The 24,927-nt window shown below is 66.0% G+C and carries 20 protein-coding genes; 6 read left to right on the top strand and 14 right to left on the bottom strand.

The annotated features are described in order from the left end of the window. Window positions 1-39: 39 nt before the first annotated feature. A complete protein-coding gene (map, locus tag QX048_RS00090; protein WP_315715310.1) occupies window positions 40-864 on the bottom strand; it encodes a type I methionyl aminopeptidase in 825 nt (274 codons plus the stop codon). Between the two features lie 97 nt (window positions 865-961). Next, a complete protein-coding gene (locus tag QX048_RS00095) occupies window positions 962-2,281 on the bottom strand; it encodes a mechanosensitive ion channel family protein (protein ID WP_315715311.1) in 1,320 nt (439 codons plus the stop codon). Window positions 2,282-2,490: 209 nt separating this feature from the next. Between QX048_RS00095 and QX048_RS00100 the strand changes: the two genes are divergently transcribed. Then, window positions 2,491-4,284, top strand: coding sequence for a potassium/proton antiporter (locus tag QX048_RS00100; protein WP_315715312.1), 1,794 nt, complete (start codon window positions 2,491-2,493; stop codon window positions 4,282-4,284). A gap of 3 nt (window positions 4,285-4,287) precedes the next feature. Here QX048_RS00100 and QX048_RS00105 read toward each other — a convergent pair whose 3' ends face one another. After that, on the bottom strand, window positions 4,288-4,806 hold the full coding sequence (locus QX048_RS00105; protein WP_315825846.1) for a hypothetical protein: 519 nt from the start codon (window positions 4,804-4,806) through the stop codon (window positions 4,288-4,290). Between the two features lie 173 nt (window positions 4,807-4,979). Beyond that, entirely contained in the window at window positions 4,980-5,921 is a 942-nt protein-coding gene (mepA, locus tag QX048_RS00110; RefSeq protein ID WP_315825847.1) for a penicillin-insensitive murein endopeptidase, read from the bottom strand. 394 nt (window positions 5,922-6,315) lie between these two features. Between mepA and QX048_RS00115 the strand changes: the two genes are divergently transcribed. Beyond that, on the top strand, window positions 6,316-8,535 hold the full coding sequence (locus QX048_RS00115) for a putative bifunctional diguanylate cyclase/phosphodiesterase (RefSeq protein WP_315826182.1): 2,220 nt from the start codon (window positions 6,316-6,318) through the stop codon (window positions 8,533-8,535). Here the strand turns inward: QX048_RS00115 and ftrA are convergent. Then, on the bottom strand, window positions 8,509-9,540 hold the full coding sequence (ftrA, locus tag QX048_RS00120; protein ID WP_315825848.1) for a transcriptional regulator FtrA: 1,032 nt from the start codon (window positions 9,538-9,540) through the stop codon (window positions 8,509-8,511). The genes QX048_RS00115 and ftrA overlap by 27 nt on opposite strands. Window positions 9,541-9,639: 99 nt before the next feature. Between ftrA and QX048_RS00125 the strand changes: the two genes are divergently transcribed. Further along, window positions 9,640-10,038, top strand: coding sequence for a rhodanese-like domain-containing protein (locus QX048_RS00125; protein ID WP_315825849.1), 399 nt, complete (start codon window positions 9,640-9,642; stop codon window positions 10,036-10,038). Between the two features lie 124 nt (window positions 10,039-10,162). On the opposite strand, the gene QX048_RS00130 is transcribed toward QX048_RS00125, so the two are convergent. Together QX048_RS00130 and lepA are read right to left on the bottom strand one after the other, a co-directional pair. Next, on the bottom strand, window positions 10,163-12,130 hold the full coding sequence (locus tag QX048_RS00130; protein ID WP_315752234.1) for a methyl-accepting chemotaxis protein: 1,968 nt from the start codon (window positions 12,128-12,130) through the stop codon (window positions 10,163-10,165). Between the two features lie 151 nt (window positions 12,131-12,281). Next, window positions 12,282-14,093 carry a translation elongation factor 4 gene (gene lepA / locus QX048_RS00135; protein WP_315825850.1) on the bottom strand — a complete coding sequence of 604 codons (1,812 nt, stop codon included), beginning with the start codon at window positions 14,091-14,093 and terminating at the stop codon, window positions 12,282-12,284. Between the two features lie 116 nt (window positions 14,094-14,209). Here lepA and QX048_RS00140 point away from each other — a divergent pair, with 116 nt between their 5' ends. Next, window positions 14,210-15,814: a glycosyltransferase family 39 protein gene (locus QX048_RS00140; protein WP_316169612.1), complete on the top strand. Its 1,605-nt coding sequence runs from the start codon at window positions 14,210-14,212 to the stop codon at window positions 15,812-15,814. 47 nt (window positions 15,815-15,861) lie between these two features. Here QX048_RS00140 and QX048_RS35185 read toward each other — a convergent pair whose 3' ends face one another. From QX048_RS35185 to QX048_RS00165, 6 genes are all read right to left on the bottom strand, one after another. Further along, entirely contained in the window at window positions 15,862-16,452 is a 591-nt protein-coding gene (locus QX048_RS35185; protein ID WP_410052463.1) for a putative immunity protein, read from the bottom strand. 32 nt (window positions 16,453-16,484) lie between these two features. Next, window positions 16,485-16,814: an HPr family phosphocarrier protein gene (locus QX048_RS00145; protein ID WP_315715321.1), complete on the bottom strand. Its 330-nt coding sequence runs from the start codon at window positions 16,812-16,814 to the stop codon at window positions 16,485-16,487. Further along, window positions 16,811-17,212: a PTS sugar transporter subunit IIA gene (locus tag QX048_RS00150; RefSeq protein ID WP_006611446.1), complete on the bottom strand. Its 402-nt coding sequence runs from the start codon at window positions 17,210-17,212 to the stop codon at window positions 16,811-16,813. The genes QX048_RS00145 and QX048_RS00150 overlap by 4 nt, the downstream gene beginning before the upstream one ends. A 195-nt stretch (window positions 17,213-17,407) precedes the next feature. Beyond that, a complete protein-coding gene (locus QX048_RS00155) occupies window positions 17,408-17,869 on the bottom strand; it encodes an HPr kinase/phosphatase C-terminal domain-containing protein (RefSeq protein WP_316169611.1) in 462 nt (153 codons plus the stop codon). Beyond that, a complete protein-coding gene (locus QX048_RS00160) occupies window positions 17,866-19,671 on the bottom strand; it encodes a sensor histidine kinase (RefSeq protein ID WP_316174523.1) in 1,806 nt (601 codons plus the stop codon). The genes QX048_RS00155 and QX048_RS00160 overlap by 4 nt, the downstream gene beginning before the upstream one ends. Before the next feature lie 222 nt (window positions 19,672-19,893). Beyond that, complete coding sequence (locus tag QX048_RS00165; protein ID WP_006611449.1) at window positions 19,894-20,595, bottom strand: response regulator transcription factor; 702 nt, start codon at window positions 20,593-20,595, stop codon at window positions 19,894-19,896. A 218-nt stretch (window positions 20,596-20,813) separates the two neighbouring features. Between QX048_RS00165 and QX048_RS00170 the strand changes: the two genes are divergently transcribed. Together QX048_RS00170 and QX048_RS00175 are read left to right on the top strand one after the other, a co-directional pair. Next, entirely contained in the window at window positions 20,814-21,539 is a 726-nt protein-coding gene (locus QX048_RS00170; protein WP_316200369.1) for a HugZ family protein, read from the top strand. A gap of 666 nt (window positions 21,540-22,205) precedes the next feature. Next, the gene (locus QX048_RS00175; RefSeq protein ID WP_316167255.1) at window positions 22,206-23,819 is read left to right on the top strand and encodes a phosphoenolpyruvate carboxykinase; all 1,614 of its coding nucleotides are present in this window, start codon (window positions 22,206-22,208) and stop codon (window positions 23,817-23,819) included. Between the two features lie 254 nt (window positions 23,820-24,073). Here QX048_RS00175 and QX048_RS00180 read toward each other — a convergent pair whose 3' ends face one another. Next, entirely contained in the window at window positions 24,074-24,892 is an 819-nt protein-coding gene (locus QX048_RS00180; RefSeq protein ID WP_316200368.1) for a thioesterase family protein, read from the bottom strand. Window positions 24,893-24,927: the final 35 nt, after the last annotated feature.

Raw genomic sequence — 24,927 nt, forward strand, 5'->3', positions numbered from 1 at the left:
ACAATCGGACGCCCGGCGGCCATTCGGCCAGGAGCCCGCTCACACCTGCGTCAGCGGCTTCTCTCCATGGCGCTCCGAGAGCGTGAAGATCTCGACGCCGTCGGCGGTGACGCCGACCGAATGCTCGAACTGCGCCGACAGTGAGCGGTCCCGCGTCACCGCGGTCCAGCCGTCGGACAGGATCTTCACATGCGGCTTGCCGAGATTGATCATCGGCTCGATGGTGAAGAACATGCCGGGCTTGAGCAGCACGCCCTCGCCGGGACGGCCGACATGGATGATGTTCGGCTCGTCATGGAACAGCCGGCCGAGACCATGGCCGCAGAAGTCGCGCACCACGCTCATGCCCTGCGGCTCGACGAAGCTCTGGATCGCATGGCCGATGTCGCCGGTGGTGGCGCCGGGCTTCACCGCGGCGATGCCGCGCATCATCGATTCGTAGGTGACCTCGATCAGCCGCTCGGCCTTGCGCGCGATCGGGCCGATCGCATACATGCGGCTGGAATCGCCGTACCAGCCGTCGACGATGAAGGTGACGTCGACATTGATGATGTCGCCTTCCTTCAGCGGCCGGTCGTTCGGCATGCCGTGGCAGACCACGTGGTTGATCGACGTGCAGGTCGAGTAGCGATAGCCGCGATACATCAGCGTCGCCGGATAGGCGCCGTGGCTGAAGGCGAAGTCCCGGACGAAATCGTCGATCCGCGAGGTCGGCACGCCCGGCTTGACGATGTCGGTGAGCGCATCGAGGCACTTCGACACCAGCGCGCCGGCCTTGCGCATGCCGGCAAAGCCGCTCGGGCCGTGCAGCTTGATCTGGCCGTTCTTGCGCGCAGCGGTGTCGGTCGCTTCGATATAGTTCATGGGCCTGTTTCGTTCTCAGGGGTGTCGCAGGGTGATCGCCTAATTTAATGATCGTGCCGGCCGGTGCAAGCCGGGTGTGCACGGCCGGATCTGCCGCCTAGCCGGTCGGCACCTCCAGCGTGGTCTCCACCGGCAGCGCACCTCCGCGAACGCGAAGCTCTCGCACCGGATACGGCACCCTGATGCCCTCGCGCTTGAAGGCCTCCCACAGCGCCAGCATCACCTCGCTCTTGACGCTGTCCATGTAGCTGGGGTCGGCGATCCATGTGGTCAGCGAGAACTTCATGCCGGCCTCGGTGAACTCGGTCAGCAGGCAGTTCGGCGCCTTCGATTTCAAGGTGCGCGGCGTCTCGGCCGCGATCTCGGTGGCGAGCTTGCAGACGACCCGGGGATCGGCGTCGTAGTTGGTGCCGAAATTGACCTTCACCAGCGTGTTCTTGTCGGTGTAGGTCCAGTTGGTCACCTTCTGGGTGACGAGGTCCTCGTTCGGGATCAGGAACTCGCGGCCGTCGCCGGCGGCGACCGAGATGTAGCGCGTGTTCATCGCGCTGATGCGTCCCGAGCTGTCGCCGATGGTGACGAGATCGCCCGGCTTCACCGATTTGTCGGCCAGCAGGATGATGCCGGCGACGAAATTGGCGACGATGCGCTGCAGGCCGAGGCCGATACCGACACCGGCGGCGCCGGAGAAGATCGCGAGCGCCGACAGGTTGATGCCGACCGCGCTGATCGCAATCGCGACGCCGAGGATCATCAGGCCCATGCGGACCATCTTGATCAGGAGCACCTGGATCGACGGCGTCAGGTCGGTCGAGCGCGTGATGCGGCTCTCGACGAAATTGCTGGCGATGTTGGTCAGCCACAGCACCGCGAGCAGCAGCACGCCGAGCTTGATCACCAGCAGCGGCGTCAGCCTGAGGCCGCCGAGCACGACCGAGATGGAATCGAGCGCGTCGACGACGTTGTCGAGCTGGCCGATGATGCTGAGCGCGGCAACCAGCCAGGCCGAGATCGACACGATCTGCACGATGAAGGTGCTGCGGATCACCGAGGTGATCAGCCGGATCACGAGCCAGGCGAGCGCCAGCTTGAGCGCGACGGCGAGCAGGTAGCTGCGGCTCGGCCAGGTCCACAGCAACATGCCGGTGCGGGCGATCCGCATCAGGATCACGAACACGACCGTGGTGACGCTCTCCAGCAGCACCCGTAGCAGCTGCCGCAGCGGGCCAGGCCAGCCCATCGCCAGCGAAGTCAGGTCGATGCGCGCACGCACGGCGGCGCTCGCCGCAAAGGCGATGCCGGCGCCGCTCAGCACCAGCCCGAGTTGAAGATAGAACCACGGCGAGGTGACCTCGGCGCCGATCGAGCGGCCAACGGTCTGCAGGAAGTCGAGAACGTCTTTCAGGTCGAGGTCCATCAGCGGGGTCTCGGAGGGGAACAGTGGCGCCGGTTTGCCGGATCAGCGGAATTTAGTTCGTTTTCGTCACAGGCGATTGCCGCGAAATATACCCCGAACGCGGGCAAGGATGGAAAAATGGGCATATCGCCGCGATAAGAGCAAATCCGGTTGGCGTGCAAGTGTGGCGACGATAAGGATGTAAAACTCGGATCCATCAACGTTTTTTCATGTCATCCCTCGACGCCGTCAGCATTGCGATCCTCCTCGGTGCGGTCCTCGTCATGGCCGGCATCCTGTCGAGCCTGCTGGCGTTGCGCTTCGGCGCACCGCTGCTGCTGGTGTTCCTGGTGATCGGCATGCTGGCGGGCGATTCCGGCCCTGGTCATATCGAATTTCAGGACGTCCGTACCACCTATCTGGTGGGCTCCGTCGCGCTGGCGCTGATCCTGTTCGACGGCGGTCTGCGTACGCGCTTCCAGAGCATCCGCACCGTGCTGGCGCCCTCGATGGTGCTTGCGACCGTCGGCGTGCTGATGACCGCCTTCATCACCGCGCCCGTGGCGAAATATGCCCTCGACCTCGGCTGGACCGAGGCGATGCTGGTCGGCGCCGTCATCGCCTCGACGGATGCGGCGGCCGTGTTCCTGCTGGTCCACGCCCAGGGCCTGCGGCTGCGCCCGCGTGTCGGTGCCACGCTGGAGGCGGAGTCCGGCAGCAATGATCCGTTCGCGGTGTTCCTCACCCTGATGCTGGTCGAGCTGATCTCGGTCGGTCACGGGTCGTTCGGACATTTCGTGTTCGAGCTGATCCGCGAGGCGGTGCTCGGCACGCTGTTCGGCATCGTCGGCGGCCGCCTCGTCGTCATCGGCCTCAACAAGGTCGCGCTGCCGCAGGGCCTCCACGCGCCGTTCGTGACCACGGCCGCGCTGGTGATCTTCGGCATGGCGCAGATCGCCCACGGCTCCGGCTTCCTCGCGGTCTATCTCGCCGGCCTCATCGTCGGCAACCGGCCGACCCGCGCGCACAACTCTGTCGTCACCTTCCTCGATGCCGCGACGTGGCTCGCCCAGATCGTGATGTTCGTGCTGCTCGGGCTCCTGGTGTCGCCGCAGCGGCTGCTCGACAGCCTGCTGCCGGCGATTGCTGTTGCGCTGATGCTGATGCTGGTGGCGCGACCCGTTGCGGTGTTTGTCTGCCTCTATCCGTTCCGCTTCAACTGGCGGGAGAAGGCGTTCATCGCCTGGACCGGCCTGCGCGGCGCGGTCGCGATCTTCCTCGCCTCGATCCCGCTGCTGGTCGGCCTGTCCAGCGCCTATCTCTATTTCGACGTCGCGTTTGTGGTCGTGATCATCTCGCTGCTGGCGCAGGGCTGGACGCTCGGCGTGGCCGCGCGCAAGCTGCACGTGGCGCTGCCGCGCACCGATCGGGGCCCGCGCCGCATCGAGCTCGATCTGCCCGGCCAGCTCGAGCAGCAGCTGGTCGGCTATTCGATCCGCTCCAAGAGCCTGTACTTCCGCCGCGGCCTGATCCCGTCCTGGTCGAAGCCGACCCTGGTGATCCGCAACGAGCAGATTCTGTCGCCGCCCGAGGCCGAGCCGATCGCGCCGGGGGACTATCTCTATCTGCTGGCGCCGCCGGAAAAGGCCGAGTCGCTCGACCGCTTCTTCGTCGACATGCCGCCGTCGGCCGCGCCCGACCCGCATCTGCTCGGCGACTTCATGGTCTCGGCCGAGCATACGCTCGACGAGGTCGCCGGCATCTACGGCGTCAAGCTCGGCGAGGGCGAGGACAAGCTGACGCTCGCCGACTATTTCGACATCCATCTCGACAACGCGCCGAAGGAAGGCGCGACCGTGGCGCTCGACACCATCGTGCTGGTCGCCCGCTCGATCTCCGGCGGCCGCGTCAACGTGGTCGGACTGCGTCTGCCGGAGGACGAGGAGGATGTGCCGGTGCTGACGCGCAAGGAGCGGATGAAGCGCAAGCTGGCCAGTGTCTGGTCGTCGGTCGCAGGGGTGTGAGCGTCATTCTGCCGCCGGCAGGACGGCGATCGAGATCGCATTCTCCGGCGCGCCGCTGACCTGCAGCACGAAAGGCTTTGATCCCAGCTCGTACTTCATGGTCTTGCGAATGCCGTCGCAATCGGTGGCGCCGCTGAAGCCGGCCGGCTTGAGGATCTTGCCGTCCTGCACCACGTCGATCCAGGCCGCGGCCGACAGGCTGATGGTGTAGACGCCGGCCTTGGGCGCTCCGGCGATCCGCGTGAGGCCGGCGAAGCTGCCGTCCCTGGGCGCGCGCTCCGGCGGCATCGCCAGCTTGGCGTCAGCCGTCGGACGCAGCTCCAGCACAATCCCGGTCGCGGGAATAACGGCCATCTCGGCGCCAGATACGAGCTTCTCGCGGTCGGCTGCGGTCAGCGCGGCGTGCTCGCGCGCGATGTCCCATTTGAACTTGTCGCAGCCGCTCGGTTCGGCGGCAACCGCAGCCGAGCTCGCGGCCACCGTAACGAGGAAGGCGGTCGTGGCGGGACGGATCAGGATCATGACGGACTCGCGACTGTTACGCCGCGCAGCGGCGCGCGGCATCTTGATACCGCGATAACAGGAGGTGGAGGGACCGTCATCCCCTTCGATCGCCGCGCTGACGGCGCGAGCAATATCATCCTATGGCAATCGTCCCGCCGCTGCGACTCCCAATCACGCCAGCGTCGGCCGAATCAATTCTTGGCGTCCGGCGCATGCAGCACCGCTCGGCAGCCAGGCGGCAGTTGCGCCATCGTCAGCGGTTGCGGCGGCTTAGGGGGCTCTTTCGGCGGCAGCGGATGCAGCACCGCATCCGAGAACCAATAGTCGAGGTCGCCGCAGCCATCGCCGCCTTCCTGGTTGGTCTGGCCGTGGCAGTCCGGATTGCCCGGCGGGCACACCATGCGGATGTGGAAGTGATAGTCGTGGCCCCACCACGGCCGCACCTTGGTGAGCCAGCTACGGTCCCCCCTCGCGTCCCGGCACAGCGCCTTCTTGATCGCGGCGTTGACGAAGATGCGCTGCACCGACGGCTCCTGGGCCGCGGCGCGGATCACGGCGACGTGGCCCTTCGTGAACACCCGCGGATCGACATCGAGGCGATCAGGCCGAACCATCATGACCGCCGACATCTCCTCGCGCTCGTTGCGCGACAGCCTGTGGTCGGGCATCGGCGTCAGCCAGATGTCGGCGTCGAGCCCGATTTGATGGCTGGCATGGCCGGACAGCGCTGGTCCGCCGCGCGGCTGGCCGATGTCGCCGACCAGGATGCCGGGCCAGCCGGCATCCTTGTGCGCGCGGGTCGCCAGCCGCTTCAGCAGCGCGATCAGGTTGGGATGGCCGAAATTGCGGTTGCGCGACAGCCGCATCACCTGCCAGCCCTCGCCGTTGACCGGCATTCGCTCGGCTCCGGCGATGCAGCCGCGATTATAGGTGCCGATCACCCTGGTCGGTTGCGCCGACGGCAGGATCCTCCGGGCGAACAGCTCCTTGGCCGGCGTATTCGGATCGTCCGGATGCGCCAATGGCGGCAGAGCCTTTGGCTCGACGCTGCCCTTGTCCTGGGCATGGGCCGGAGCCGCCGCGGCAATGACGGCCGAACTGATGATGGCGACCAGAATCAGGCGGACATGCATGGCGCCAGTGTAGCGTCTGCCGACCGGCCGAGTTGCCCAATTCTACGTCAACAGCGGGTCATTCGAGCCGTTTTAACCTGGCTCTAACCCTGCTGCCGGATTGGCGGAACCGGCTGAACACGGCTCAATTGCGTGAGTTCGTTCGGTAAACGAACAATAAGTGCAGGGCCATTGCACGGTATGCGGGTATTTTCTGGCCCGTGGCAACCGACGTCACTTATCGCTGGTTGTACAGCAGCCCTTGGTTGATCCTCCGCGCAGGTCTCAACTCTCCAAATGCGCGAGTGCATCCACCTGTTCCCGTAACCAGTGGCTGTCGCGCCCTGCATCAAGATACCATTTTTTCAGAAACGTGGCCGAAAACTGCCGTTCGAGAAGGAGAGTGAGGCACGCGATGCGGCCCGTTCGGCCACCCACGGCAAAAAAGCGCAATCGCGTGCCAAGCGCCCGCGATGCAGTTCACCCGGTCAAGCCAAGCCCGAGATTGCGTCGGCCCAGTTTGCGCAAGCTCGCCCCCGTCGATGAGATCGGCGGCAAGTGCGCCGAAGCGGCGATGGCCGAGGCGAAGAAGGCGCATGATCGGCTCATCGAAGCGATCGACATTCTTCCCGAGGGGATCGTGTTCCTCGACGCCGACGGCCGCTACATTCTCTGGAACAAGAAATACGCCGAAATCTACAACCGCAGCTCGGACCTGTTCGAATCCGGCGCCCGGCTGCAGGACACGATCCGGATCGGCGTTGCCCGCGGCGACTATCCGGAAGCCGCGGGCCGCGAGGAGGAGTGGATCGCCGAGCGGCTCGAAAAGCTGTTCCATCCGAGCGGTCGCCACGAGCAGAAGCTGTCGGACGGCCGTACCATCCTGATCGAGGAGCGTCTGACCGGCGATGGCGGCATCGTTGGCCTGCGCGTCGACATCACCGAATTGAAGCAGCGCGAGGAGTCGTTCCGCCTGCTGTTCGACGGCAATCCGGTGCCGATGATCGTCTGCGCGACGGATGATGGGCGCGTGCTCGGCGTCAACGAAGCGGCGGCCCAGCATTACGGCTATAGCCGGGACGCCTTCGAGCGGCTCAGCATCCGCAGCCTGCAGGCCTATGATAGCGAGCCGCCCTGGGCAGGCGAGCAGTCCAGCGAGGAGCAGGCGGCGCGCACCTGGAAGCATGTCCGCGCCGACGGCGCCCTGATCGATCTCGCGATCTATTCGCGCCATCTCGTCCACAATGCCCAGCCCGCGGTGCTGCTGGCGCTGATGGACATCACCGAACGCAAGCGCGCCGAGGCGCGGCTCGCCTTCCTGGCCCAGCACGACGCACTGACCGGCCTGCCGAGCCGCAACCTGCTGCGCCAGAAGATCGATGACAAGCTCACCCAGATGCGGCGCGGCTCCGAGAAGATCGCCGTGCTGGTGCTCGGCCTCGATAATTTCAAGTCGATCAACGATACCCTCGGCCACGCGGTCGGCGACCGGCTGTTGCGCGGGGTCGGCAAGCGGCTGCGCTCGGTCCTGCGTCAGGAGGACATCGTCGCGCGACTGAACTCCGACGAGTTCGCGGTGGTGCAGGGCGGGCAGGCGCGGCCGGAGGATGCGGCCCAGCTCTGCCGCCGGCTGCTGGAGGCGATCGCCGATCCGTATCTCATCGACGGCAGCTCGGTGACGATCGGCGCTACGATCGGAATCGCCATGGCGCCGAACGATGGCGACGACGCCGAAAAGCTGCTCAAGAATGCCGACATGGCGCTGTCGCGCGCGAAGAACGAGACGCGCGGCTCCTTCAGCTATTTCGAATCCGGCATGGATGCGCGGGCGCAGAGCCGGCGTAAGATCGAATCCGAGCTGCGCGAGGCCATCCAGCGCGACGTGCTGCAGCCGCATTATCAGCCGCTGATCGACCTCTCGACCGGACGCATCACCGGTTTCGAGGCGCTGGCGCGCTGGCCGCATCCAGAGCGCGGCATGATCCCGCCGTCGGAGTTCATCCCGGTCGCCGAGGAGACCGGCCTGATTTCGGCGCTCGGCCGCGCGATGTTGCGGCACGCCTGCAACGACGCCGCGAAATGGCCGGACGACGTCCGTGTCGCCGTGAACATGTCGCCGCTGCAGTTCCGCGTCGGCAACGTGCTGTCGCTGGTGATGGACGTGCTGAAGCAGTCGGGCCTGCCGCCGAGCCGGCTCGAGCTCGAGATCACCGAGACGCTGGTGCTGGAGAAGAGCGGCCAGGTGCTGGCCACCCTGCATGCGCTGCGCGCGCTGGGCGTGCGCATCTCGATGGACGATTTCGGCACCGGCTATTCCAGCCTCAGCTATCTGCGCAGCTTTCCGTTCGACAAGATCAAGGTCGATCAGTCCTTCATCCGCGGTCTCGCGGCCAATCGCGAGGCGCAGGCGATCGTCCGCTCGATCGTCAGCCTGGGCAAGGGGCTCGGCGTCATCATCACGGCCGAGGGCGTCGAGACCGAGGCGGAGCTGCGCTGTCTGCGCGCCGAGGGCTGCCATGAAGGGCAGGGCTATCTGTTCAGCCGGCCCCGGCCCAATGTCGACATCGTCCGGCTCTTGCAGGCGCAGCGGGATGCCATGGACGGCACCTCACCCGGCAACGCGCTGGTGGCTTGAGCGAGCGACGTTGGCCGCTGTTGGACGCGCCTCGAAGCGCCGCCGATAGGCCGCGGGCGACGTTCCGACGATGCGCCGGAAAGCGACGCGAAACGTTTCGAGCGACCGGTAGCCGCACTGCGCCGAGATGTCCGCCAGGGAGAGCGTCGCATTCTCCAGCAGCTCCCGCGCCCGCGTCATGCGCTCCTGCTGCAGCCAGGCCGTAGGGCTCGCGCCCGTGCTGTCCTGGAACGCCCGCAGCAAGGTCCGCTCGCTCATCCCGGCGCGTTTTGCCATCGCGCTGACCGCAATCGGCTGCTCCAGTCGCCCCCGTGCCCAATCCATGACGGCGCCGATCGTCCGTCCCGGGCGGGCCTGGACCGGTGCGACGACGTATTGCGCCTGCCCGCCGTCCCGGTGCGGCGGCATCACCAGCCGCCGGGCAACGCTGTTCGCAACCTTGCTGCCGAAATCGCGCCGGACCAGATGCAGGCAGGCGTCGATGCCCGCAGCGCTGCCGGCCGAGGTGATGACATTGCCCTCGTCGACATAGAGCGTGTCCTCTTCGACGCGAATATTCGGATAGAGCCGCTTCAGGTCGGGAATGTGCCGCCAATGCGTGGTGGCGCGCCTGCCGTCGAGCAGGCCAGCGGCGGCCAGAACGAACACGCCGGAGCAGATCGACAAGCACCGCGCGCCGCGCGCGGCCGCCTGCGCGATGGCGCGCAGCAGGCGCTCGGGCGGCCGCTCGGTGCGATCGCGCCATCCTGGAACGATGATCGTGCTGGCTTGCTTCAGGCGTGACAGGGGCGCGCCGGCCTCGACCACGATGCCGCCGGTCGCGCGGGCACGCCGCGCTTCGGCAGAGACCACCGTGAACCGGTACCAAGGGAAGTCGAACTCCGGCCGCGGCAGCCCGAAGACTTCGACCGCGATGCCGAACTCGAACGTGCACAGGCCGTCATAGGTGATGACGGCGACCAATCCCGGATTCGGGTGTGGAGCATGGGTTGCGGCGCGGGGCATTGGCGGAAACTTACCGAACTTTGTCCGATCCGTCACTTGGGTCGCCCCGGGTAGCGCGCGAGATTGGAGGAGCTCACGCAACGTCGCAGGAGAGAGACGATGACGACCCATGTCACCGAGGTGCCCGCAGCCCCGTCAGCCCAGGCGCTCGCCCATTTCGAGGCGATGCTCTCATTCAAGACCGATTGCTGGGACGTGCACGAGAGTCTGCATGCAGCAGCTCCGGACTTCATCCTGGTGGATGTCAGGGGCCCGGCCTCGTTTGCCAAGGGGCACATCACCGGCGCCATCAACATCCCGCACCGGACCATGACCGCGGAGCGGATGGCCGAGTACGCGAGGGACAGGCTGTTCGTGGTCTACTGCGCCGGCCCGCACTGCAACGGCGCCAACCGCGCCGCGATCCGGCTTGCGCGGCTGGGACGGCCCGTGAAGATGATGATCGGCGGCATCACCGGCTGGCTCGACGAGGGCTTTGCACTCGCGACCGGCGATTGAAGCGGAGGCCCGGCTGTTACCTCATCACCAGCGTCGTCCCGCGAACGCGGGGACGACACCGATTTTGGAGCTCGCCGCCTTGGAAGGCTGCGAGCCAAGAGGGCGGGATGGCGAAAGTCGCCCGCTACGCCGCCTTGCGCAGGCCGGCGAGGAAGGTGTCGACGCTCTTGAACAGATCGTTCGCACGCTTGCCGAGGTCGCGCGTGGCGACCATGACGTGGTCGGCGAGCTCGCGTGACTGCTCGGCGGCGTCACTGGCGCCGACGACGTTCTGCGACACCTCGTTGGTCCCGGACGCCGCCTGCTGGACGCTGCGCGCGATCTCGCGCGTCGCCGAGTCTTGCTGCTCGACGGCGGCGGCGATGGTCGCGGCAATGCCACTGATCTCCTGGATCGTTGTGCTGATGCCGCCGATGGCGGTCACGCAGTCCGACGTCGCGGCCTGGATCGAGGTGACCTGGCCGGCGATCTCCTCCGTCGCCTTGGCGGTCTGTCCGGCCAGCTCCTTGACCTCGGCTGCCACGACCGCGAAGCCGCGGCCCGCCTCGCCGGCACGCGCCGCCTCGATGGTCGCGTTGAGCGCCAGCAGGTTGGTCTGGCTCGCGATCGCGTCGATCAGGCGCAACACATCGCCGATCCTCTCGGCGGCTGCGGCGAGGCTGCCGACCATCTCGGTGGTCTGGCGCGCCTTGACGACCGCGGCATCGGCCACCTTGCTGGAATGCGCGACCTGGCGACCGATCTCGGTCACCGAGGAGGCGAGCTCCTCGGAGGCCGCAGCGACGGTCGACACGCCGCTCGAGGCTTCCTCGGACGCGGCCGCGGCGGCCGCTGCGCGCTGCGAGGTGCCGTTGACGCTGACCGTGATCTCGTGGACGACGCGCTCCATGTCCGCCGTGGCCTTGGCAACCGAGGACACCACGCCCTTGACGTCGGCCTCGAACCGGTCGGCCATCTGCCGCTGCAGCGCCTGCTTCTCCTGCTCGGCGCGGTGTTGCGTCGCCTCCTGCGCCTCGCGCAGGCTGGCCGTCTCGATCATGTTGCGGCGGAACACGTCGACCGCCTGCGCCATCGTGCCGAGCTCGTCCTTGCGTTGGCCGCCGGGGATCGCGACCTCGGTGTCGCCGCTCGACAGCCGGTGCATGACGGCGGTGATGGCGACCAGCGGGCGCGAGATGCCGCGAGCGACGAACAGCGCGACGATGACGGCGAGCAGCAGGATTACGACCGTGCCGATGATCAGCTGCTGCTGCGCGCTGGCGGCGGCGGCCTCATAGGCGGTGGTGTCCTTGATCAGCTCCAGCACGGCGATCGGGTCGCCGGCGTAGTTCCTGATCTGCCCGGCATAGACCGCGGCGGGCTTGCCGGCCAGGGTGGCATCGCGCAGCAGCGCCGTGCCCTTGAACACCGCGAGCACCTCGTCCGGGGTGGCGACGGTCTCGTCGCCGAACGTCGAGGACAGCCGCTTCGGCTGGCCGTCGTTGATCCAGTAGACGGCGAGATCGATGCCGAAGCGCTGCTTGGCGCGCTCGACGAATTCCTTGCCGAAGGCGGCGCCGACGTCGACGGTGGCGATCACCTTGCCGTCGCGCACGATCGGGGTCATGCCGAAGATGCCGAGCGACAGTCGGCTCTGCTCGACGCCGGCGATCAGGCGGCCGGTCTGGTTGGCCTGCACCACGGTGATGCGGCGCTTCGAGGTGTCGTCGCCGAACACCTTGGGCTCATGCACGCGATAGAAATTGGTGGCCGGCGGCGCCCATACGTTCACCAGCGGAATGCCCTGCGCCTTCAGCGACGTCATGGCGCCGCCGAGCAGGGCGCCAAGCGCGTCGCGGTCGCCCTTGAGGTAGGCGTCGGCGATCGGGGGCAGCGCCGCCAGGGTGGAGCTGACCGCCAGCGCGGCGCGGCCTTCATAGTCGATGCCGGCCGACACGCTGTCGAACTGCAGCTTGAGCTGCTGCTCCAGCGCCAGTCGGGTCAGAGCGCGCTGCTGGATGACGGAGAAGGTGCCGAGCACGGCACAGGCGATGGCGACGGTCAGCGAGAGCGCGATGATCAGGCGGGCGGAGATCGACCGGAGGCGGGACATTCGGGGCATTCCTTGCTTTGCAGCAAGGGTCCCAGGATACCATTAAGGAACAGATACCGTAGTTGCACGGGAGCGCTGGTTCCGCTTTGGAATCCGGATTTTCTTCAGCCTATCGTGCTGATGAAACCAGGAGAGGGGGCGGGCCCGCGCCTCAGCTATCCACCTTGAGGGCGGCGATGAAGGCTTCCTGCGGGATGTCGACCTTGCCGAACTGCCGCATCTTCTTCTTGCCTTCCTTCTGCTTCTCCAGAAGCTTGCGCTTGCGGGTGATGTCGCCGCCGTAGCACTTCGCGGTGACGTCCTTGCGCAGCGCGCGCACGGTCTCGCGCGCGATCACCTTGCCGCCGATCGCCGCCTGGATCGGGATCTGGAACATGTGCGGCGGGATCAGGTCCTTCATCTTCTCGACCATGGCGCGTCCCCGGCCTTCGGCGCGGGTCCGGTGCACCAGCATCGACAGCGCATCGACCGGCTCGTTGTTGACGAGGATCTGCATCTTCACGAGATCGGCCGGCTTGTAGTCGGTCAAATGATAGTCGAACGAGGCGTAGCCCTTGGAGACCGATTTCAGCCGGTCGTAGAAGTCGAACACCACCTCGTTGAGCGGCAGGTCGTATTTGACCATCGCGCGGCTGCCGACGTAGGTCAGCTCCTTCTGATTGCCGCGGCGGTCCTGGCAGAGCTTGAGCACGCTGCCGAGATATTCGTCCGGCGTCAGGATCGTCGCCTCGATCCAGGGCTCCTGGATCTCGGCGATCTTGACCACGTCGGGCATGTCGACCGGGTTGTGGATCTCGATCTCCTCGCCGTCGGTCAGCTTCATCTTGTAGATGACGCTCGGCGCGGTCGCGATCAGGTTGAGATCGAACTCGCGGGAGAGACGCTCCTGGATGATCTCCAGATGCAAGAGGCCGAGGAAGCCGCAGCGGAAGCCGAAGCCGAGCGCGGCGGACGTCTCCATCTCGAACGAGAAGCTGGCGTCGTTGAGCCGGAGCTTGCCCATTGCGGCGCGCAATGTTTCGAAATCATCGGCATCGACCGGGAACAGGCCGCAGAACACGACCGGGATGGCCGGCTTGAAGCCCGGCAGCATCTCCGAGACCGGCTTGCGGTCGTCGGTGATGGTGTCGCCGACGCGGGTGTCGGCCACCTCCTTGATCGCGGCGGTGATGAAGCCGATCTCGCCGGGCCCGAGCTCGTCGACCTGCGTCATCTTCGGCGTGAAGAAGCCGACGCGCTCGACGTCATAGGCGGCCCCGGTGCCCATCATCCGGACGCGCTGGCCCTTCCTCATCACGCCGTCGACGATGCGCACCAGCACGACGACGCCGAGATAGACGTCGTACCAGCTGTCGACCAGCAGCGCCTTCAGGGTCGCCTCGCGGTCGCCCTTGGGCGGCGGCAGGCGGGTGACGATCGCCTCCAGCACGTCGGGAATGCCGAGGCCGGTCTTGGCCGAGATCATCACCGCGTCGGAGGCGTCGATGCCGATCACGTCCTCGATCTGCTGCTTGATCTTCTCGGGCTCGGCCGCCGGCAGGTCGATCTTGTTGAGGACCGGGACGATCTCGTGATTGTTGTCGAGCGCCTGGTAGACGTTGGCGAGCGTCTGCGCCTCGACGCCCTGGCTGGCGTCGACCACCAGCAGCGAGCCTTCGCAGGCAGCCAGCGACCGGGAGACTTCGTAGGCGAAGTCGACGTGGCCGGGCGTGTCCATCAGGTTGAAGATGTAATCCTTGCCGTCCTTGGCATGGTAACGCAGGCGCACGGTCTGCGCCTTGATGGTGATGCCGCGCTCGCGCTCGATGTCCATCGAATCGAGCACCTGCTCCTTGCCCGCCATCTCGCGGTCCGACAGCCCGCCCGTCATCTGGATCAGGCGGTCGGCCAAAGTGGACTTTCCATGGTCGATATGGGCGACGATGGAGAAGTTGCGGATGTTGGGAATGGGGGCGGTCGTCATGGGTCGCGCAGATAGCACCCCAAGCCCCTCACCAGCAACCATATTGCTGAATTTCCAGGGGCTTTCTTCACGGCAAGCTGATTCCCCGCGCCGCCAAAACAGGCTACCGAGGGCGGATGTCGAGTACCTCTCTTCCGCCTCTCGCGGCGCGCATGCGCGGCCGTCTCGGACCGCGGCGAATCTCCGCCTGGCTGGTGGCGCGCGCCACGGCGCCGGCAACGTCGATCTGGGTCGTCGTCACCTTCGCGATCGTCCATGCCGTGCTGTGGACGGCGATCCTGACCAATCTGAAGGCGGCGCAGGACGTCCATATGGACGTCGCCGAGGCCTATGCCTGGGGCAGCCGCTTCCTGCTCGGCTACGGCAAGCATCCGCCGCTGTCGGGCTGGATCGCCGGGCTGTGGTTCGCGGTGTTTCCGGTCAAGGACTGGGCGACCTATGCGCTGGCGATGGCCGTGAACGGCAGCGGCCTCGTCATCGTCTGGCTCGCGAGCCTCAAGGTGGTCGACCGCCGCCGCGCCTTCTTCGTCGTGGTGATGGTCGCGCTGTACCCGATCTTCAATTTCAAGGGCTTCAAGTACAACGCCGACCTGGTCCAGCTGCTGACCCTGCCGCTGCTGGTGCTGGCCTATCTCAACGCGTTCGAAAAGCGCAGCGCCGCCTCCGGCCTGTGGCTCGGCCTCGCCGGCGCGGCGGCGCTGATGACCAAATACTGGGTGCTGACCATGATCGGCGCCATCGGTCTTGCGGCGCTGCTGCACCCGGAACGGTTGCGCTTCCTGGCGTCGCCCGCGCCGTGGGTCGCGATCGTCACCATGCTGGTGGCGATGATCCCGCATCTGGTGTGGCTGTGGCGGGTCGATTTCGTCGCCATCACCTATGCCGGGGATGTCTATACGCTGTCGGATCGCGGCCGCGCCGCCGAGCTCGTGCTCGGCTATGTCGGCCACAATCTGGCGCTGCTGGCTTTGCCGGTGGCGCTGGCGGCGCTGGTGATGGCCTGGCCGCCGCGATTCGCCTTCCGCAACTGGCGCGGCGGTCCCAATCCTGGCGTGAATGTAAGCCAGGCGATCAATGTTTGGCTGGTGCAGGCGATCGTTGCCGTCGGGCCGCCGCTCGGCGGCCTCGCCTTCACGATCTACATGAAGACCGATTGGGGCATCTCGCTGTTCTTCCTGGTGCCGCTGGCGCTGGTCGCAATTCCCGCGCTGCGGCTGCGATCGGTCATGCTGCCGCGGCTCGCCGCCGTCTGGCTCGTGCTGTCGCTGCTCACGCTGATCGCCTCGCCCTGGATTGCCCGGCGCGAGATGGCCGCCAATCCGAACGGCGCCACCGGCTATGGCGCCCGTTCGGAGCTGGCGCGGGAGCTGACCAAGGCCTGGCATGCCCGATTCGGCTCGCCCTGGCCGCTGGTGGCCGGCTTTGCCGAGATGAACACGCCGATGACCTTCTACAGCCCGGACCACCCAAGGCCGTTCACGGTGCCCACCACGCCCGAGGAGACCTGGAGTTCCGGCCTGAGCGCGCTGGAGGACCTCAAGCGCGAGGGGTTCATCGGCATCTGCGACACCACCGACAACCGGATCGCGGCCTGCGAGGCCTGGATGGCCAAGGAGGCCCCGACAGCCGAGCCGCTGGTTATGACCACGCAGCGCTTCTTCCACGGCCAGGCGGGCCCTGCAATCGTTTGGAAGGTGTATATTCAGGCATCGGGGGGATAGCTCCGCGGTCGTCCCGGCCAAGCGCTCCTGCGCGCGAGGCCTCCCGATCACCGGAGCAGGGAATCGAGCTGGCGGATCAGCTCTCCGACCCGGCCTCCTCCGGGCGGCGGACCAGGATAACGCCTGAGGACGTCCACGACCTCTCGAGAAGCAAGGAGCCGTGATCGCGCGAGGTAGTCAGCGCCGACGGCGGGAACGTCTCCGGCCGAGATTTCGAAAGCTCGCGCCGCGTGGCCGGCAGCTCCGAGGATGTGCTTGACCTGGGAAGGGTTCGCGAGGGGATGAAGGAAGCCCGCGCCCGCCGCGGCAAGGGCAGCGCGAGCGGCCTCATAGGCCGCGCGCAACCCTTCATCGCGGGCTTCGATTGCCGCCCGCTGCGCCGCCCACGCGCTATCCCGTAGGGATTTGCTCCGACTCCCGCCGCTCGCAAAGCTTCGGGCGGCCTGTATTGCGGCTCGTGCACGAAGATCATCCGGTCGGTCGCGTTCGAAGATCGCCAGCGCCGGATGTGCAGAGAGGGCCGCGTATTCAGCCACGGCTCGCAAGTCTGCCTCGCTCAGCCGAATAGTGCTACTGGACATGCCATTCTTACCGCGTCGCGATGCGAGGAAAGGCGCAAATCGGGTAGAATGCCCCATTGCGGCATGGCGAAACGCGTTTCGGGAGGCCCTTACACGCCTTCTTCGTGGAACTTGTCGTTCACCAGGTCGGTGATCGCCTGCAGCGCGGCCTCCGCCTCGGGCCCGGTGGCGGAGACCAGGATCTTGGTTCCCGGCGCCGCCGCCAGCATCATCAGGCCCATGATCGAGCGGCCGCCGACGGTCTCGCCGCCGCGCGTCACCCAGACCTCGGCCTGGAACTTCTCGACCATCTGCACGAATTTCGCCGAGGCCCTCGCATGCAGGCCGCGCTTGTTGGTGATCAGCAGCTCTCGCGAGATGGCTCCGGCAGGGACAGCCGGGCCGGCGACGTTGTCCTGCTGAGCATCCTCGTCGCTCATTTGCCGGCGAGCACCCGGCTGGCGATGGTGACGTATTTGCGTCCCGCCTCCTGCGCCATGGCGATGGCGTCGGGCAGCGAGCGCTCCTCGCGCACCTTGGCGAGCTTCACCAGCATGGGCAGGTTGATGCCCGCGAGCACCTCGACCTTGGGCCGGCTCATGCAGGAGATGGCGAGGTTCGACGGCGTGCCGCCGAACATGTCGGTGAGAATGGCGACACCGTCGCCGGTGTCGACGCGGTTCACGGCTTCGATGATGTCGCTGCGACAGAGATCGGAATCATCGTCGGCGCCAATCGTGACCGCTTCGATTTGTTTTTGAGGACCCATGACGTGTTCCAGCGCCGCCCTGAACTCGTCGGCGAGGCGCCCATGGGTCACCAGTACCAGGCCAATCATCGGATACTCCTCGCGGGCGCCTTGGGTGCACCGCACGAACGCGCCACTTTGACCATCCGGAGCCCTCGCGCAAGAGGGCATATTCGCGAGTCTCCCGGATTCTGGCATACAGAATGGGAGGGGGCGGCGGTCTACTCGGTCGCGATAGTGGGGCTGATATGGTTACCAATTTGCCCCACACAATCGGCCGAAAGATTACCGGAACATGAAAGCTTGAGTGGTAATTAGTTCCGCTACAACCAGCGGGAGGGGTGAGAAACCCGGGCCGACAGGTATCCGTGGCAATTCGATACCGTTGAGATGAATCCGAAGCGATTCGGCGTTCGGCAGGCGGGCAGCGTCCTCGGCCATCAGGTCAACCACAAGCCCAAGTTTCGCCTCCGACACATGGTCGCAGGCGCGGATTCCAAGGCCGCGGATCTCGATCAGCCCGGCCAGAGCGGGCGCGGGGCTCACCCACATTTCCCCGCCGCGTGTGGCGAGATGAACACGGTCGTCGCCCACCAGAACCGTTGGCGGCAGCTGTCCCGCGCGTCCGGCGAGGATCAGATCGAAGGCGAGTCGGGATTTACCGGAACCGGAGGGGCCCCGGATCAGGACGGCCTGCTCCCCAACCTGGACGGCAGACGCATGGATGCTCGCCGTTTCGTTCGTCACGACGCCGGCAACCGGACGACGAAGCGAGCCCCGGCCGAGGTCGGATGTCCGTCGGCGTCAACAGGGCCGGGCCGGTTCTCGGCCCAGATCCGCCCGCCATGGGCGTCGATGATCTGCTTGGAGATCGACAGGCCCAGCCCGGAATTCTGACCAAAGCCCTGGTGCGGCCGGTCGGTATAGAACCGCTCGAAGATGCGCTGCAGGGCGTCCTCGCGAATGCCGGGGCCGTCATCATCGACGGTGATCTCGATCTCCGAGCGCACGCGCCGGCAGGTGATGCGCACCTTGCCGCCGGCCGCGGAGAACGATTGCGCGTTCGACAGAAGGTTGGAGATCACCTGGCCGAGCCGCGAATCATGCCCGGGCACCGAGAAGGTGTCGTTGGCGCCGCGGCCCTCGAAGCGGACCTCGACGGTGACGTCGGTGCCGAGCTTGGTCTCGTTGGCGACCGAGGTCAGCGTGTTCAGCAGCCGGCGCAGATCGACCAGGGTCATGTCCTGGCGCTGCAGCTCGGCATCGAGCCGGCTGGCGTCGGAAATGTCGGAGATCAGCCGGTCGAGCCGCTTCACGTCGTGCTCGATCACGGCGAGCAGGCGGGCGCGGCTGTTGTCGTTGCGCGCCAGCGGCAGCGTCTCGACCGCCGAGCGCAGCGAGGTCAGCGGGTTCTTGAGCTCGTGGGCAACGTCGGCGGCGAACATCTCGATCGCCTCGATGCGGTTGTAGAGCGCGTCCGTCATGTCGCGCAGCGCCCCGGAGAGATGGCCGATCTCGTCGCGGCGGCGGGTGAAGTCGGGAATCTCGACGCGGGTCTTGATGCGGCGGCGGACCCGCTCGGCACTGTCGGCGAGCCGGCGCACGGGTCCGGCGATGGTGCTGGCGAGCAGCAGCGACAGCACGATCATGACGGCGGAGGCGACGCCGCCGACCTTCAGAATGGCAAGACGCTCGGCGGTGACCATCTGGTCGATGTCGTCGCCCTGTGTCGACAGCATCAGGGCGCCGTGGATGGTGCGCGAGCGCTGCACCGACACCGCGACCGAAACGATCACTTCGCCGCGCGAATTGACCCTCACCATGCTGCGCTTCTGGCCCTTCAGCGCGTCCGCGACTTCCTCGTAGCCGTTGCCGTTCTCGGGGCCATATTCGCGGTACAGCGGCAGGTCGCCGCGATTGAGCCAGGTGCGGACCGAGATCAGCGCACGCTCGACGAAGCCGGGCTTCTCGCTCGACGGCGGCGGCAGGTCGAAGCGCAGCACGTTCTCCAGGTTGCGGCTGTCGAGCAGGAGCCCGCCATTCGGATCATAGATGCGCGCGCGCGTCTTGGTCGGCGAGATCAGCGTGCGCAGCACCGGCGCGACGCGTTCCGGATTGATCGGGAAGTCGAGCGGCGAATATTCGTCCGGCGCGCCGTAGCTCTCGCCGGGCTTGAGATCGAGCAGGCGCTCGGGATCGATGGTGATGGTGTTGGTCTGTACCGTGGCCGAGGCGGCGATGGCGCCGGCGATGATCTCGGCCTGCACCAGGAGGCTCTGCGCGCGCGCATCGATCAGGCCGGCGCGGAACTGCGACAGGTACAGGATGCTTGCAACCAGTGCGAGCAGGCCGGCGATGTTCAGCGAGACGATGCGGCGGGTGAGGCTCGAGAACGACAGCGCGAACAGGAACTGTCCGGCGCGGCGCAGCCAGCTCAGCGGACGCTGCCAGCCGGAGACGTGCGGGGTCTCGTCCGCCGCCTCGGACGCGATCGCGGCGGCGGCGTCGTGGGCATTCACGGCTGGGTCAAGCTGCGTGCGATCGAGCAATGTGAGTGCTCCGATTCCGAATTTCGTAGGGGTTGTGCGGCGAATTCCCGCGAGAACTCGACTTGCCGCACCCGAATTCGCCGCAACAATGGCCCCGTTCCGGCATCTGCGCTCGGACAAACGCGCAGGAGGCGTAGCCTATCCAATCGAGACCGCGACGTCAGCGCGCAATTTCGCATGACGTCGCGCAAGGCAATGCTTCAGGTCCCTTGCTGCAGGGCTTCAGGTTTCCTTGAAGCGATAGCCGACGCCGTAGAGGGTCTCGATCATCTCGAACTCCTCGTCGACCATCTTGAACTTCTTGCGCAGCCGCTTGATGTGGCTGTCGATGGTGCGGTCGTCGACATAGACCTGGTCGTCATAGGCCGCGTCCATCAGCGCATTGCGGCTCTTGACCACGCCCGGACGCTGCGCCAGCGCCTGCAGGATCAGGAACTCGGTGACGGTCAGCGTGACCGGCTCGTTCTTCCAGGTGCAGGTGTGACGCTCCGGATCCATGCGCAGCAGGCCGCGATCGAGCGCCTTGGCGTCGTTCTCCTTCGGCAGCGCCGTCGGATCCTTCGGCTGCGAGCGGCGCAGCACGGCCTTGACGCGCTCCACCAGCAGGCGCTGCGAGAACGGTTTGCGGATGAAGTCGTCCGCGCCCATCTTCAGGCCGAACAGCTCGTCGATCTCCTCGTCCTTGGAGGTGAGGAAGATCACCGGCAGGTCGGACTTCTGGCGAAGCCGCCGCAACGTCTCCATGCCGTCCATGCGCGGCATCTTGATGTCGAGGATGGCGAGGTCAGGCTGGCTGGTCCGAAAACCGTCGAGCGCCGACGCACCATCGGTATAGGTCATGATCCGATAACCCTCGGCCTCGAGCGCGATGGAGACGGATGTCAGAATGTTGCGGTCGTCATCGACCAAGGCGATTGTGGGCATGAGCCTGCTTTCAGAGTCTGGTTACGCCGAGACTTCGAGAATCAAGATAAGGGCCGCATATTTGGGCTTCGAACATGGTCAACGAGCAATGCAAGCTGGGCTGAAGTGTGACCGAGTTCCACAAATACCATGGCAAAGTCTTGTGCCGCGCCCAGGTTTGTGGCCCGTTTAGCCGAAAAAAGGCCTTCATTGCAACTGGATGGACGAGGGAAAAGACGATGTCTGCGAGCTTTAACCCTAACCGCGTGACGCAATCCCTGCTGCGCCGAAGCCGGCAGGGCGCACTTGCGACCTTGATGGTTGGTACGGGCGATCCCTACTGCTCCCTCGTCAACGTCGCCACCGCGTCCGATGGTGCTCCGATCATCCTGATCTCGCGATTAGCTGTACACACCAGGAATGTACTTGCCGATTCGCGCGTATCGCTGATGCTCGATGAACGGGCGCCGGGCGATCCGCTGGAGGGAACTCGCATCATGCTGTCGGGCAAGGCCGAGCAGGCCACCGACGACAATCGCGAGATGATGCGCCGTCGGTATCTCAATGCGCATCCGTCCGCTGCGGACTATGCGGATTTCGCCGACTTCTCGTTCTTCGTGATTCGTCCGTCAGGCGCGCATCTCGTCGCCGGATTCGGCCGCATCGTCGATCTCAAGCCCGAGCAGTTTCTCACGGATATCTCCGATGCTGATGAACTGATTCTGGCAGAGCAGGGCGCTGTCGATCACATGAACGAAGATCACCGTGAGGCGCTCGCCCTCTACGCGACGAAGCTGCTCGGCGCCGAAGCCGCGGAGTGGCGGTGTAGCGGCTGTGACCCGGAGGGATTGGATCTGATGGCCGACGGCAAGACGCTACGGCTCGGGTTTCCCGAGCACGTAACCACGCCCGGGGCGTTGCGCAAGATGCTTGTGCGGCTTGCTGACGAGGCACGCGCGAAGTGAGGTGTAGTTCGAGCCCGCTTTGATGGCTGTGCTCATCCTCTCGTGACGAAAGACGACAAAGTTCACGCATGAACGCAGTTGCGGTGAAGCTCGATGAGTACGCTCCCTGTCCAGCGGAGGGTAAGCGCCGCGGGCGCGAGTGAGCTCGTTGACGTCGCGGCCGGGCGAAGTCGGGATTATGTGATCCCGCAAGCGCGAGGCAATCGTGAATGGAAGCTGGCTGATCGGGTGGGCGACGACACGGCTGATCACCGACGCATTCCGTCGGCTCGGCCGGCGTCCCTTGATCGGTTGCAGCGAGGCGGTGCGACGGGCGTTGGCCGGATGCTCGGTCTTCGCCTTGGTCATCGCTTTCCCGCGCGAATTCGTCGATTTGAGCGTCGTTTGTCGTTCTCGTGAAACCCAACCGCGCTGATATATCTGTTGCGTTGCAGCAACTCAGCGGGGCGCAGGCGGCTGCTGCTGGAATGTGCATGGCGCGGCAAAACATGAGCTACGCACATCACGGTTTGCCAATAACCAATTGGGCCGGATCGTCTTGGCAAGACCAGCGTTGATCAGTATTAGGTCGGCGACCGCGCTTCGATAAGGCGATGTAACGGCAACGGTCACCGCGCAACGCGCGCGACTGCGCGCAACAGATGCGGGCTCTCAGGAGGGATCTTCGTGCAAGAGACGGGTATTCGCAACGGCGCCTTCGGTGCCGACAAGTTCGGCTTAAAGAACCTCAAGCAGGTGCACTGGAATCTCGGCGCTCCCCAGCTCTATCAGTATTCGCTGGCGGCAGGCGAGGCGGTGCTGTCGGCCGACGGGGCGCTGTGCGCGGATACTGGCGAGTTCACCGGCCGCAGCCCGAAGGACAAGTTCACGGTGCGCGACGCCTCCACCGAAAAGATGTGGTGGGCGGGCAACCAGGCGATCACGCCCGCGCAGTTCGAGGCGCTGCATCAGGACTTCATCAAGCACGCCGAAGGCAAGACCCTGTTTGCGCAGGATCTCTATGGCGGCGCCGATCCGAGCTTCCGCATCAAGACGCGCGTCTTCACCGAACTCGCCTGGCATTCGCTGTTCATCCGCACGCTTCTGATCCGCCCCGAGAAGATCGAGCTCGACACCTTCGTGCCGGAGCTCACGATCATCGACATGCCGAGCTTCCGTGCCGACCCGAAACGCCACGGCGTGCGCTCGCAGAACGTCGTCGCGATCGATTTCGCCCGCAAGATCGTCCTGATCGGCGGGTCCTATTATGCCGGCGAGATGAAGAAGAGCGTGTTCACCACGCTCAACTACTACCTGCCCGAGCGCGGCGTGATGCCGATGCACTGCTCGGCCAATGTCGGTTCGAACGGCGACACCGCTGTCTTCTTCGGCCTGTCCGGCACCGGCAAGACGACGCTGTCGGCCGATCCGAACCGCACCTTGATCGGCGACGACGAGCATGGCTGGGGACCGTCCGGCGTGTTCAACTTCGAAGGCGGCTGCTACGCCAAGTGCATCAAGCTGTCGCAGGAAGCCGAGCCGCAGATCTATGCGGCGTCGACCCGGTTCGGTGCGGTGCTCGAGAACGTCGTGCTCGATGAGGATACGCGCGTTCCCGATTTCGACGACGGCTCCAAGACGGAGAACACCCGCTCGGCCTATCCGCTCGACTACATCCCGAACGCCTCGCGCACCGGCCGCGCGCCGCATCCGAAGAACGTCGTGATGCTCGCCGCCGACGCCTTCGGCGTGCTGCCGCCGATCGCAAAGCTCTCGCCGGCGCAGGCGATGTACCATTTCCTGTCCGGCTACACCGCCAAGGTCGCGGGCACCGAGCGCGGCTTGGGCTCTGAGCCGCAGCCGGAATTCTCGACCTGCTTCGGCTCGCCGTTCCTGCCGCTCGATCCGTCCGTCTACGGCAACATGCTGCGGCAGCTGATCGCCGAGCACAATGTCGACTGCTGGCTGGTCAACACCGGCTGGACCGGCGGCAAGTATGGCACGGGCTCGCGCATGCCGATCAAGGTGACGCGCGCGCTGCTGACGGCGGCGCTCGACGGCAGCTTGCGCAACGTCGAGTTCCGCACCGACAAATATTTCGGCTTCGCGGTGCCGACCGCGCTGCCGGGCGTGCCGACCGAGATCCTCGACCCGGTCAACACCTGGAAGGACAAGGCCGAGTTCGACAAGACTGCGCGCGCGCTGGTCGGCATGTTCCAGAAGAATTTTGCCAAGTTCGAAGCCCAGGTCGATGCCGAGGTCCGTAACGCCGCGCCGGATCTGAAGCTGGCGGCGGAGTAGGGCTGCAAACGTCAAGGGGGCGGTCGCGTTGCGGCTGACCCCACATTTTCCCGCTCCGCCCCGTTCAATGCACGAGAGGCGCGAGCTCAAGCCATACCCACAGCTGTCGTCCCGGCGAACGCCGGGACCCATAACCACAGGACGGAGTGGTTGAGGCGTGTTGGTCGCTCCAGCCTTCCAAAACTGGCGACGGTGGCTATGGGTCCCGGCTCAAGGCCGGGACGACGCCGTTTTCTTGGCTTGCGTCCCGGCCCTCACGCCTTGAAATACGCAATCTGCGTCGTCGTCGCGAGCAGGCGGCCGGACGGCGACCACAGCTCGCCATGCTGGTCCTGATAGCTGCGGTTGAAGATCTTGGCATCGGCGGTCGCGAGCACATGCGTGATGTCCTCGGCCGCGAGCTCGTCCCGGCTGACGTGGAAATAGGTCGTCAGCGACACCGTGCCGAACGGCACCAGCTCGCCGCGGGCGTGGAAGACGCGGCCGAAGAAGGCGTCCGACATCGACAGCACCGACAGGCAGTCGAGCTTGCGCGGCTTGCGGTCGGAGATCCACAGCCGGGAATAGCTGCTGTGCGGCTCCCCCGACGACGATGCGCCAAACGCTGGACGGCCCTCGATGAAGCGGAAATCGTACTGCTTGGTCCAGGACATGTTCGTGTCGGGATGTCGCTTGACCTGATCGAACGGCGGCGCCTCGGGCTTTGTGGCCGGCTGATGCGACCAGGACGGCCGGCGCTCGGCGAACACGGCGGTGGCGAGCGTCGCCGCGTCAGAGTCGCCCTGGCTCAGCTCGACGCACCAATGCTGCGAGGAGCGGTTGGCCTTCACCAGCCGCACGTCGAGATCGAACGGCCCTTCCGCGATCGGCGCGCAATAGTTCACCGTCATCGCCAGCGGATCGCCCTGAATTTGCGGATGCTGGATCAACGCGCGCAGCACGGTCGCCGCCGTGACGCCGCCAAACGGGCCGACGAACGCCCAGTAATCCGGGCTGGTCCTTCCCTGCCAGCGGCTGTCGCCGGCGGTGACGCCGGTGGCCTCGTCGAACAGGTGAGCTGGCGGTTCGGTCATGCATTCCTCCCGACGGTCATCGTATGATGGCCGTC

It is taken from the genome of Bradyrhizobium sp. SZCCHNS30572 (genome assembly GCF_032484415.1).
Lineage (GTDB): Bacteria > Pseudomonadota > Alphaproteobacteria > Rhizobiales > Xanthobacteraceae > Bradyrhizobium.